The following is an 11,981-nucleotide window of genomic DNA, read 5'->3' as shown; positions in this document are numbered from 1 at the left end:
GTTCCACCAGTGGGAGCGAGCGATGCCGCTCGTCCTGAGCATGAACATCCGCACGACGGCCGAGGCGGTACATATTTATAGCATCCTATAAAAAACTTTTCTTCTCATTTTGCGCGTGATAGGGAGCCCAAAACCAGGAGGATTGTGATGTCTGTTACGACGGTCGATGAGCAAGTGAACGCCTCACGCCAGCGCCCTTTTGCCGGCCAGGAATATGGCCGGGTCCCTGACGGCACCTATCTCAAGAACTGGAATCCGATCATGCTGGCCTCCGAGCTGGTGCAGGGAAAGATCGTCGGGAAGGATTTTCTCGGGACGCGCATCATCGTCTACCGCAACGAGCAGGGTGAGCCTGTCGTGCAGAGCGCCTACTGCCCCCATGTCGGCGCCGACCTGTCCGGCGGGGAAATAGTCGATGGCAAGGTGCGCTGCCCCTATCATCACTGGAAGTTCGCTGCCGATGGCCGATGCGCTGAAATTCCAGGCGAGACGATTATTCCCGGCGCCGCGAGGATCTACAATTATCCCGCTGCCGAGCGCTGGGGCATGATCTGGGCATTCAACGGAGAAGAGCCGCTCTATCCCCTTCCCGAGATGCCGAACCTTAGGGAAGACGAGCTGGTCTACCGTGCGTTTCACAGAGGGCAGCGAGAGATCGAAGGCTGGATTGGCTCTTCGAATCTGGTGGACTTCCAGCATCTGTCCACCGTGCACGGCATCCCTGATCCGAATCCGGTCAGCGTGGTGTTCGAGGACTATCTCATTACCGTCCGGCAGGAATCCGTGACGCGGATCGCCGATACGCAGCTGTGGGGCGCGACCTGGCTTACCGCGCATATGCAGTTTCCCAATGGCAGCGAGCGCTTGTTCATGGCAGGGAGTTCGCAGGTTGCGCCCGGCTGGTCCGACGCCTTCTTCGTCGTCGCCATGCGTCGGTCCGATGCGGAGAAGATGGGCGACCAGGCCGCGCAGGAAGAGTTGGATAACCGCATCGCCTATATGCACAAGCTATATGCGGAGGATGAGCCGATCCTCTTCAAGCTCCGTTTCCGGGGCTATGGCAAAAGCGCGCTCCTGAGGGCCGACAAATATTTCGGCCAGTTTCTCCAGTATCTTGAGAAATATCCCCGCTCCGCGCCCTTCGACGTCTGAGGGACCGATCCGTAAAAAGGGATGAGGAATGACTGAGGCTGGACGGGTTGCGCTTGTGACCGGGGCAACCCGGGGCATCGGGTTCGAGATTGCCAGAGGCCTGGCAGAGCACGGCATGCGGGTGGTGATCGGCGCCCGCGACCCTGCGAGCGGGCAGAAGGCTATCGAGGCCCTGTGCGATCAGGGCCTGGATGCCCATTATGTGATCATCGACGTGACCGATCGCGCATCGGTTCAGGCTGCGGCTGCGGTGCTAGCAGACCGCTTCAGGCGGCTCGACGTCCTGGTCAACAATGCCGGCATTTCCCTGGACAAGCACAGCCTGCCAAGCACCGCCGACCTCGACGAAATGCGCAGGGTGTACGAAACCAATGTCTTCGGCGTGGTGGCGGTCATCCAAGCGATGCTGCCGCTCCTCCGCCAATCGGACCGTGGCCGCATCGTCAACATGTCGACGGGCCTTGGCTCCCTTGCGCTGACCCGCGGGCCGGATGGGCCGATGGCGTTCAGTCGCCTCCTCGCCTACAACAGCTCCAAGACGGCGCTCAATGCCGTGACCGTGCAATTCGCGAACGAACTTGCCGGGACGCCAATCAAGATCAACGCGGCCAATCCGGGCCTTTGCGCCACAGAGCTTTCTGGCGGCAAAGGCCAATCGCCGGTGGCGGGGGCGAAAGTCGCCATCTCCCTTGCTCTCCTGGACGCAGACGGGCCGACCGGCGGTTTTTTTGGTGAGGGTGGTCCAGTGCCATGGTAATGGCGCGCTGCCCCACACCGCGAAGAGGCGAAGTGCCGCCCCGTTCACCTGGCACGCGCCGGGTCGCATCGCGCATAAGAATGGTAGTGGGGCCTAAATCCTGAAGACGCGCCGCGCGGTTTCGCCAAGCACTGCTGCTCGCTCCGCCGCGCTGAGAAGGCGCGTCGCATCGATCCCATCGGCAACAATGCCGGCATAAGGCCTCGTGGTGTTTCCGTAATCGGACCCCCACATGAGGCGCGACGCCCCGAACACGTCTACTGCGGTACGAAGGAAATTCGCCGTGTCGATGCCTGCGCCCGCAAGCGCGTCGACATTCAGGCTGGTCCACTTGAAGGCGATCGTCTCGTGATCCTTCAGGGCCATGTGGTCAGGAAGCAGACCGTCCTGGCTGCCTGGGCCTCCAGTCCAACCCAAATGTTCGAGGACGACCTGACAGTCCGGGTAGCGGTCGGCCAGCTCGCGCACCGTCCGGAGGGCCGCCGACCGTGGGTCCATCCGCAGGTAGGTGATGCAGAGCGGGAGCTTTTCAGCCTGTGCCATCTGCCACAATGCCTGCGCGCCCGGTGACTTCAGCCAGGGCAGATCCCCGTCCCCATCGACAAAGCCGGTCAGGCGAATAGCCGAAACGCGCTTCGTCGGCAGGAGCGCCTGAAGCACGCTGCGACTTTGCACATGCGCAGGATTGAGGATGATCTCCGTGCGGATGCGGTCCCAATGGGCCTGCGCGACGTCGAGAAGATAGGTGTTATCGGTCTTGTAGGCGCCGCTATACTGCACCCCGATGCCGGCCCTGATGCCCATCTTTTCCCAGAGGGGTAGCATCTTCTCCGGCGTGACAGGCGCATTGAGGACGCGTGCGCGCATCACCTCTTCCGGCTCACGGGCGTTGCGCATGTCGACCGGATAGTGCGCAAAGTCAGCGGAGAAAAAGTGGATATGGGCATCGATCATGCCCGCCGTTGCATCGGGCTGCGATGGCTGCAGCCGCGTTCGTGCCAGCGCCGGCCCTGCGACGAGGAGCGGCGGAACGGCTCCCAGCAGCGCCCTGCGCGAGAGGACGGCGGAGCGACCGGGGGCGCTCATCGCACACCCTTTGCGGTACGAGCCGACAACGCCGGCCCCGACACGATGACGTGGAAAAGGATCATGGCAATGGCCGTGAGCAGAAGCGGCGAAGCAACGATCATATAGATCCACAAGCCTGGGACCTGTGCCGCGAGCATCACGCCGCCAACGGCGGGACCGATCATGGAGGTTACCCGCCCGATCCCCCCGGCCCACCCGATACCCGTTGACCGCATGGAGGTGGGATAGCTTGAGGCAACAAGGGAATTCAGGCCCGCCTGGACGGCGATGACGAAGAAGCCATAAGCGAAACCCAGGAACCAGCCCAGCGCATGGAAGCCACTCACGAAGTAGAAGCAAGTCATTGCGGCAAATCCCAGCAGCGACATGAGCGCCAGTGACGGAGCAAGACCAAGGCGCTGCATGAGCAGGGTCAGCAGAATCGGCCCAGCGATAGCGCCGAACGCAGACACTGACGACATCCGCGCGGCGGCCCCGGTCTCTACGCCCCCGAGAAGATGAAGGAAGCTCGGGAGCCAGGAGGTCAGTGTTGCCACCACGCACAGCGTGCTCCCCATGGCGACCCAGAGGAGCAACGTCATGGGTGCGCGACCGCTTCTGAACAGGCCGATCACCGGCGAGCCCTCATTACGCTCCTCGTTAGACACGAATATGGTGTCAGGCGCGAGTTGCAGGTCGGGAGCGATTTTTCCGAGGATCTGGGCGACGCGCGGATCCCGGGGATTGCGCGTCATCAGATACCGGCAGCTCTCCGGCAAACGAACGTAAAGGTAGGGCACCAGCAAGAGAAGTGCGATGCCTCCGCCCCATAAGGCCGACTGCCACGAGTGAAAATGAACGAAACTCGGGCCGACAAGCCCGGCCACAGACGCGCCCAGGCCGTGGCCGATGTAAAGCCAGGTGAGCAACTTGCCGCGGCGGTTCTCCGGCATGAACTCGGTCGCCAGCGCGACAATGTTCGGCATCGTTCCACCCATGGCTGCGAAGGCCAGAAAGCGCACAAGGGTGAACATTTCAAGCGTCTGGACAGCGGTCGACAGGAGCGTCAGCAGTCCGAAGAAAGTGGCACCGACCAGGATGATATTCCGGCGACCGATGCGATCGGCCAGGACGGGGATGGTGTAGAAGCCCAAGGCCATACCGGCTGCCTGCGCCGAGAACACATAGGCCATGGACGGAATGGGTATATCGAGGTCGCGGGCGATGACGGCCGCGAGGTTCGCAACGATATAGGCGTCATATCCTTCCAGGGCCATGAGGATGCCGCACAGGAGATAGATGGTCCAGCGGAAGCGACCCATCGTTGGGCGCTCGAGAATGGTATCAATCGACTGAACAGCCATGCAGATCCCCTCCGGCCCTCCACATATCGCAGAGCGCTCGCCAATCAGCTAACATCACAAATCGACACGGGCAATATATTCTATATAAATTTAATTATTTGGTCGTTTGCGCGATACTTCGCCCGCTGGCGTCGCGAGCTTGTGCTTCGCCAGGAAATTTTGAAGCAAATCTGCCACGGCCACATTATTGAGATCGGCAAAGGGGAGGTGCGTGTTGCCCTTGAGACCCGCATTGGCAAGCTCGAGAATTTCCGCCTTGCCCCCATATTGATTGATGAGCTTTACGAACCGCCGGTTCAGCGGCAGCGCGAGTTGCGGACCGCGCGGTTGCGACAGATTGTCTCCCCAGACAAACTGCATGGGGATCTTTGCCAGTTTTTTGAATGTCTCGAGCGGCACGTAGACCGGGCCGTAGGGGCCTGGGGGCGAACCGTCATTCTCGCTCTCCGGTAGAACGAAGCCGACATTTTCGTAGGCGACAATCGCCTTCACGCGGTCGCTCTCAATCGCCGTGAGGAGAGCCCGGAGGCCGCCCGCCGAATTCGTGACCATGACCACCGGACCGGTCCGCTCCAGTGCGGCGGCTGCGGCATGCGCCTGCAAGGCGACGTTCTCCATCGTGTCATATTCGGCATAACGGGCCCGGCTGGCCTGCTCCCACGCGCGGGCGTCCGCAGTCGGGAACTGCACGCCGGGGTGCCACTTCATATAGCTTGGGCCAAACCTCCAGGCCGTGAAGGTCTCCTGGTCAGATCCCAAGCGCGGGGCTGACCCCACCGTTTCACAGGGCAGATTCGCGCGGCCGACGCGGGGGCCATCCCAGAGATAGACCGGGAAATGCCGTCGCAGAAAGATGCTGTCGAAACCTTCCCCGCCGTCCCACCGGTTTTTCCAGGCGGCGACGCTGGAGCTATGCCAAAAGAAGAGGCCAGTAGGGCCCGCATTCGCCGGGATTTGGTACTCCACATAGCCGTGATCACAGACAGTGGACTTGACGGCTGGGTCCCCGACCCGTGTTCCTCCGGCTGCGAAGGAGCCTTGTCGCTCGATCATCAGCGGCGGCGGCCCCGCGTCCCTCGCGAGCGACGCGGATGGTCCCGTAATGACGAGTACCGCGAACAGGAGGCACCGCGCGACCTGACCGGGAAACATGTGATTGCGAGTCATCAACCTCTCCAAAGAATTGACACCTGGAAGGTGAGCTTCATGCTCCAGCACAGACGCCACTCTCTCAACCTTTATATTATAATACTCTATAAATAATGGCAAGCAAACCTGCTTGTGCGCTTTCAGCGCAGCAGCCGTGCCCCACACATCGCTGAATACGGCGCCCTCCCGACTTTCCCCGATCAGGTCGGATCGCTCGCCGGTCCGAAGCGTTATGCTGGAAATGGCACGGGAGCGGGCACGATGGCGCATGAAGATGACCCCACGACGCAGGATGAGGACACGGTCCATTACGGCGGCCCCTCCGGCGGCTTTGGTTCGCTGAGCGGCGTCGCGCGCATCTTCGGCAAGGAGTGGGCGACGCCCATGGCGCTGGAGACATTGCGGCGCCAGAACAAGCCCGGCGGCTTCATGTGCGTCTCCTGCGCCTGGACCAAGCCGGAGCATCCCCACCCCGCCGAATTCTGCGAAAATGGCGCCAAGGCGACGCTGTGGGAGCTGACCACGCGCAGTTGCACACCGGACTTCTTCGCCAAGCACACGGTGACCGAATTACAGGCTTGGCAGGACTATGACCTTGAGCAGACCGGCCGGCTCACGCACCCTATGCGCTATGACCGGGCCAGCGATCGCTATGTGCCGGTCAGCTGGGACGAGGCCTTCGCGGGCATCGGCGCTGAACTCAAGGCGCTCGATCCCAAGTCCACCGTCTTTTACGCCTCAGGCCGCGCCAGCCTGGAAACCTCTTATCTCTATGCCCTGTTCGCGCGGCTCTATGGCCACAACAATCTGCCCGACAGCTCCAACATGTGCCACGAGACGACCTCGGTCGGGTTGAAGAAAGTGACGGGGTCGCCGGTCGGCACCTGTCAGCTCAAGGACTTCGACCATTGCGACGCGATCTTCTTCTTCGGCCAGAATACCGGCACCAACAGCCCGCGCTTTCTCCATACGCTCAAGTCTGCGGTGGAGCGCGGCTGCAAGATCGTGACCTTCAATCCCGTCCGCGAGAAGGGGTTGATCGAGTTCGTCGATCCGCAGAACCCCGTGCAGATGGTGACGCAGAAGCGGACCGAGATTTCCTGCCTCTATTATCAGGTGAAGCCGGGCGGAGACATCGCCGCGATCATGGGGATGATCAAGCATGTCCTCGCGGACGAAGACCGCCAATGGGCCGAGCAAAAGCAGCATTTGCTGGATACGGACTTCATCGCACAGCACACGCATGGCTTCGAAGCCATGGTCGAGAAGGTCCGCGCGACCTCCTGGGCTGAGATCGAACAGGAGTCCGGCCTCAGCCGGTTTCATCTCGAAACGGCCGGGCAGATCTATTGCGACGCCAAGAAAGTCATCGGCATTTATGGCATGGGCGTGACCCAGCATGTCCATGGCTCGCAGACCATCGGCATGCTGGTCAACCTGTTGCTGCTGCGCGGGCATATCGGCGTCGAAGGCGCAGGCATCTCGCCGGTGCGCGGCCATTCGAACGTACAGGGCCAGCGGACCGTCGGCATTTCCGAGAAGCCCGAACTCGTGCCGCTTGATCGGCTGAAAGAGCTGTTCGGCTTCGATCCGCCGACCGAAAAGGGCGTGAACACCGTCGAAGCCTGCGAGGGCATCATCGATGGCAGCATTCGCGCCTTCATCGGCCTGGGCGGCAATTTCGTCCGCGCGATCCCGGAGCGGGAGAAGATGGAGGCCGCGTGGACCAACATGCGGCTCACCGTCCAGATCGCCACCAAGCTCAATCGCAGTCATCTGATCAACGGCGAGGTCGCCTATCTCCTGCCCTGCCTCGGCCGCTCGGAGGAGGACATGCAGGCCGGCGGACCGCAGACCGTGACGATGGAGGATTCGCTCTCGATGATCCACGGCTCGGTCGGCAAGCGCAAGCCGGCGAGCGAGCATCTTCTCTCCGAACTCGCCATCGTGGCCGGCATGGCCAAGGCGACGCTGCCTGCGCGGCGAGCCGTCAAATGGGATGACTGGGTCGGCCATTATGGTCAGGTGCGCGACCTCATCGAGGCGACCTATCCGGACAAATTCGCCGACTTCAACCAGCGCCTGTTCACGCCGGGCGGCTTCTTCAAGGGCAACAAGGCCCGCGAGCGGATCTGGCAGACGGAGAGCGGCAAGGCCGAGTTCACGACGCCGACGAGCCTCACCGCCATGGGCGTGCCGGACAAGCCGGGCCGCTACCGGCTCATCACCATGCGCTCGAACGATCAGTTCAACACGACGATCTATGGCTTTTCGGATCGCCTGCGCGGGATCGAGGGCACGCGTGATGTGCTGCTGATGTGCCCGCGCGACATTGAGGCAGCCGGGCTTGAGCCCGGGCAGGTCGTGGGCCTCGCCAGCGATGCGGACGATGGCATTGACCGGCAGGTGGGCGGGCTCACCGTCACCCCCTTCGACCTGCCGGAGGGCTGCGTCGGCGCTTATTATCCGGAGATGAACCCGCTCATCCCGCTCTGGTATCATGACAAAGCCTCCAAGACACCGGCCGCCAAGGGCGTGCCGGTGCGGATCGTGGCGCAGTCGGCCACCGGAGGGGGACAGGCGGGATGAAGCGCAGTGGCGAAGGCGCTCGGGCGGTTCGCCCGGGCGCCGCGCTGCTCGGCCTGCCGCTGCTGCTCGGCGGATGCGAGGCATTGAAGCTCGGCGTGGTCAACCATGCTGGACCTGTGGCGGCGGACCAGTGGCATCTTTTTCTTCAGCTTGCCCTCGTGCTCATCTTCGTAGCGGGGCCCGTTTTCATCCTCGTCCCCCTCTTCGCTTGGCACTATCGCCTGTCCAACCGGGATGACGCCTATCGGCCCAATTGGGGATTTTCCTGGCCGCTCGAGCTGCTCATCTGGATCCCGCCGGCCGCCATCGTGATCGGGCTCGGCGTCCTCCTGTGGAATGCGACGCACCGGCTCGATCCCTACCGCCCGCTCGCCTCCAACCAGCCGCCCCTGGAGGTGCAGGTGGTGGCGCTCGATTGGAAATGGCTCTTGATCTACCCCAAGGAGGGCATCGCGACTGTCAATCGGCTGGCCATCCCTGTGGGCCGGCCGGTCCATCTCAGCCTGACCAGCGGGACGGTGATGCAATCGCTACTCATCCCGCAACTCGCCGGGCAAATCTACGCCATGACCGGCATGCGCACGCAGCTGCACCTGGCCGCCAGTCGGGCCGGCGTCTTCCGTGGCCAGAACACGCAGTTTAATGGCAAGGGCTTTCAGAACCAGAAGTTCGACGTGGTGGCTCTGCCGCCGGCCGACTATCGCCGCTGGCTGGGGCAGGTGCGCGCCGTCCGCAGGCCGCTCGACGACAAGGCGCTGGCGGCGATCACCGCCCGCTCCATCGCCCCGCAACCCGCCTTGTTCTCATCCGTCCCGCCAGGCCTGTTCGAGCATATGATGATGGCGAGCACACAGGGGCAGGCCCATTGAGCGCGCCGCTTATGCCGGCGCTGCTGGGGCGGTTCCGCTGGGATGCGCTGCCCTTTGTGCGTGCCTGGGAAAACCCCAACGCCAATGAACTGATCGCCGCCGGAGCCGGTGCCATGGTGGTGGCCGGTGCGCTCTTCGTGGTCGTGCTGATCACCCGCCTCGGCCGCTGGCGCTGGCTGTGGACGGAATGGCTCACCAGCCTCGATCACAAGAAGATCGGGATCATGTACATCGTGATCGCCTTGATCATGCTGGCGCGCGCGCTGATCGAGGCCAATCTCATGCGGCTGCAACAGGCAGTCGCAATCGGCGATCCCGGCCTGGTTGCGCCCGAGCATTTTGCCGAGCTGTTCAGCACCCATGGCTCGATCATGATCTTCTTCATGGCGATGCCCTTCCTCACCGGGTTGATCAACTATCTGGTGCCGCTGCAGATCGGCGCGCGCGATGTCGCCTATCCGCTGCTCAACGCCATCGGCCTCTGGCTCACTGCGGCCGGCGCGGGGCTGATGATGGCCTCGCTCGTGATCGGCCGCTTCTCCACCGGCGGCTGGAGCGGCTATCCGCCGTTCACGGAGATCGGCTTCAATCCCGGCGTCGGGCCCGATTACTGGATCTGGGCCGTTACTTTGGGCTCGATTGCCTCCACCCTGGCTGGCATCAACATCGCGGTCACCATCTACAAGATGCGCTGCCCGGGGATGACATTGATGCGGATGCCGCTGTTCGCCTGGACCAGCTTGTGCACCGCCATATTGATGATCTTCGCAATGCCGCCGCTGACGGTCGCGACGGCGCTGCTGGCGCTCGACCGCTATCTCGACTTCCACTTCTTCACCAACGCCCTTGGCGGCAACATGATGCACTATGCCAACCTGTTCTGGATGTTCGGCCATCCCGAGGTCTACATCGTCATCCTGCCGGCCTTCGGCATCTATTCCGAAGTGGTCTCCACCTTCTCGTCGAAGGAGCTCTACGGCTACAACTCGCTGGTGATCGCCACGATGGCGATTGCGGTGCTCTCCTTCACCGTCTGGCTGCATCATTTCTTCACCATGGGGCAGAGCCCGAGCCTGAACGCCGTGTTCGGCATCGCGACGATGGCGATCGGCGTGCCGACGGGGGTCAAGATCTACAACTGGATCTGGACGATGTTCCGCGGCGAAGTGCGCTTCACCACGCCCATGTGCTATGCGCTCGCCTTCATGATGACCTTCGTGCTCGGAGGGCTCACCGGCATCATCCTCGCCTTCCCGCCGCTCGATTACATCGTGCACAACACGCTGTTCCTCGTGGCGCATTTCCACAATATGCTGATCCCGGGCACGCTCTACGGCCTGCTCGCCGCCTATAGCTTCTGGTTCCCCAAGGCGTTCGGCTTTCGGCTCGATGAGCGTTGGGGCAAGATATCCTGCGCCTGCTGGGTGATCGGCTTCTATCTCGCCTTCATGCCGCTTTACGTGCTGGGAGCGGCCGGCATGGCGCGCCGCACCCCGGCGGTGATGGAGACCGCCTACCGGCCCTGGCTCTATGCAGCGGAAGTCGGCGCGCTGGTGCTGTTCTGCGGCTTCGTGGCGCTCCTCGTCCAGCTCTGGGTGAGCCTGCGCAACCGCGCCGCCACCCGCGTCTTCGCAGGCGATCCCTGGGACGGGCGGGCGCTCGAATGGTCGATCGCGGCGCCGCCGCCCGCGTATAATTTTGCCCGGCTGCCGCAGGTCGACCAGCGCCACTGGTTCTTCGACGCCAAGCGCAACGGTACGCCTTATGTCAGGCCAGCCCATTACGAAAACATCGAGATGCCGAAAAGCAGCGCCGTCGCGCCAATCATCGGGATTGCCAGCGCGGCAGCCGGGTTTGCCCTTGTCTGGCATATGTGGTGGCTGGCGATCCTTGGCGTGCTTGCGGTCATAGCGACCGTGATCGCACGCAGCTTCGCCCGCGACACGCACCGGCTGATCCCGGCCAGCGCGGTCGAACGGACGGAGCGGGCCTGGCTCGACGCGGTGGCGCGGGCGCGGCCCATCCCCCGCGAGGTGGAGACGACCCCGGCGAATGTGGGCCTGGCCGAGGTGCACCCATGACCGCCGGCGAGACGAATCACCCTGGCCTCAATCTGGGCAGCACCGACGCGCAAGCCCATGAGGCGGCAGGCTCTGCCCTGTTCGGCTTCTGGGTGTTCCTGATGAGCGACGCGGTGATCTTCGCGCTGCTCTTCGCCACTTATGGCGTCATGCTCCCCGCAACCGCCGGCGGCCCAACTCCGGCAAGCGAATATAAGATCGGCCCGACCTTCCTTGAAACGCTGGTGCTGCTCACCAGCAGCCTCACCTACGGCCTGGCCTCGATCGCGATGAAGCATGGGGCGGCGCAGGCGCGCATCCAGACCTGGCTGGGGCTGACACTGGCCTTGGGGCTGCTCTTCCTCGGGCTGGAGCTGCACGATTTTGCAACCATGATCGCCCATGGCGCCACGCCCATGCGCAGCGGCTTCCTCTCGGCCTTTTTCGCGCTGCTGCCCCTGCACGGCCTGCATGTGCTCGCCGGCAGCCTGTGGATCGTCGTAATGATGGCGCAGCTGCGGATCATCGGTCTTGATGCGCGCGTAAAGATCAACCTCCTGCGCCTGGGCCTGTTCTGGCACTTCCTGGACGTCATCTGGATCGCGATCTTCTCGACCGTCTATCTACCGGGGCTGATCCCATGAGCGAGCGCCGAGACGACCCTCGCCGCGAGACACGCGGTTATGTGCTGGGCTACGCCGCCGCGCTCCTGCTGACCGCCGCCGCCTTTGCGCTCGTGCGCTGGCCCGTGCTTGCCAGCACCACCACCTATGCGCTCGTTCTGGCCTTGGCGCTCATCCAGATTGTCGTGCAGTTTCGCTGCTTCCTCCATATCGGCCTCAAGCGCTCGACCCGAGACGATCTCCAGCTCATCCTCTTCTCGACCCTGATCATCACGCTCATGGTCGGCGGCACGCTGGTGATCCTGTTCAATCTGCGGATGCGGATGATGTGAGCGGGCGGTCGTCGCGGC

10 protein-coding genes are annotated in these 11,981 nt (G+C 63.0%); 7 read left to right on the top strand and 3 right to left on the bottom strand.

The genetic code is table 11. From position 1 onward, the window contains the following. Positions 1 to 147: 147 nt before the first annotated feature. Both M2342_RS04680 and M2342_RS04675 read left to right on the top strand, forming a co-directional pair. Positions 148 to 1,152 carry a Rieske 2Fe-2S domain-containing protein gene (locus M2342_RS04680; RefSeq protein ID WP_181558779.1) on the top strand — a complete coding sequence of 335 codons (1,005 nt, stop codon included), beginning with the start codon at positions 148 to 150 and terminating at the stop codon, positions 1,150 to 1,152. A gap of 28 nt (positions 1,153 to 1,180) precedes the next feature. Then, positions 1,181 to 1,909: an SDR family oxidoreductase gene (locus M2342_RS04675; RefSeq protein WP_264578229.1), complete on the top strand. Its 729-nt coding sequence runs from the start codon at positions 1,181 to 1,183 to the stop codon at positions 1,907 to 1,909. A gap of 93 nt (positions 1,910 to 2,002) precedes the next feature. On the opposite strand, the gene M2342_RS04670 is transcribed toward M2342_RS04675, so the two are convergent. The 3 genes from M2342_RS04670 to M2342_RS04660 all read right to left on the bottom strand — a co-directional run bounded on the left by M2342_RS04670 (position 2,003) and on the right by M2342_RS04660 (position 5,508). Continuing rightward, positions 2,003 to 2,863: an amidohydrolase family protein gene (locus M2342_RS04670; RefSeq protein WP_264578228.1), complete on the bottom strand. Its 861-nt coding sequence runs from the start codon at positions 2,861 to 2,863 to the stop codon at positions 2,003 to 2,005. A gap of 128 nt (positions 2,864 to 2,991) precedes the next feature. Then, positions 2,992 to 4,341: an MFS transporter gene (locus tag M2342_RS04665; protein WP_264578227.1), complete on the bottom strand. Its 1,350-nt coding sequence runs from the start codon at positions 4,339 to 4,341 to the stop codon at positions 2,992 to 2,994. Positions 4,342 to 4,431: 90 nt separating this feature from the next. Beyond that, on the bottom strand, positions 4,432 to 5,508 hold the full coding sequence (locus M2342_RS04660; RefSeq protein ID WP_264578226.1) for an alpha/beta hydrolase: 1,077 nt from the start codon (positions 5,506 to 5,508) through the stop codon (positions 4,432 to 4,434). Positions 5,509 to 5,751: 243 nt separating this feature from the next. Here M2342_RS04660 and M2342_RS04655 point away from each other — a divergent pair, with 243 nt between their 5' ends. Genes M2342_RS04655 through M2342_RS04635 form a run of 5 tightly spaced genes read left to right on the top strand, consistent with a single transcriptional unit; the run spans position 5,752 to position 11,963 of the window. After that, positions 5,752 to 8,079: an FdhF/YdeP family oxidoreductase gene (locus M2342_RS04655; RefSeq protein WP_264578225.1), complete on the top strand. Its 2,328-nt coding sequence runs from the start codon at positions 5,752 to 5,754 to the stop codon at positions 8,077 to 8,079. After that, the gene (locus M2342_RS04650) at positions 8,076 to 8,948 is read left to right on the top strand and encodes a cytochrome ubiquinol oxidase subunit II (protein ID WP_264578224.1); all 873 of its coding nucleotides are present in this window, start codon (positions 8,076 to 8,078) and stop codon (positions 8,946 to 8,948) included. The genes M2342_RS04655 and M2342_RS04650 overlap by 4 nt, the downstream gene beginning before the upstream one ends. 11 nt (positions 8,949 to 8,959) lie before the next feature. Beyond that, a complete protein-coding gene (locus M2342_RS04645; protein WP_264579985.1) occupies positions 8,960 to 11,029 on the top strand; it encodes a cbb3-type cytochrome c oxidase subunit I in 2,070 nt (689 codons plus the stop codon). Then, the gene (locus tag M2342_RS04640; RefSeq protein ID WP_264578223.1) at positions 11,026 to 11,652 is read left to right on the top strand and encodes a cytochrome c oxidase subunit 3; all 627 of its coding nucleotides are present in this window, start codon (positions 11,026 to 11,028) and stop codon (positions 11,650 to 11,652) included. Before M2342_RS04645 ends, M2342_RS04640 begins: the two co-directional genes overlap by 4 nt. After that, positions 11,649 to 11,963, top strand: a complete 315-nt coding sequence (locus tag M2342_RS04635) for a cytochrome o ubiquinol/quinol oxidase subunit IV (RefSeq protein WP_264578222.1) — start codon at positions 11,649 to 11,651, stop codon at positions 11,961 to 11,963. Before M2342_RS04640 ends, M2342_RS04635 begins: the two co-directional genes overlap by 4 nt. Positions 11,964 to 11,981 lie beyond the last annotated feature (18 nt).

The organism is Sphingobium sp. B8D3A (assembly GCF_025961995.1).
Taxonomy (GTDB): domain Bacteria; phylum Pseudomonadota; class Alphaproteobacteria; order Sphingomonadales; family Sphingomonadaceae; genus Sphingobium.
The sequence above is the reverse complement of the archived record's forward strand: the minus strand, read 5'-3'. Positions and strand labels throughout refer to the sequence as shown.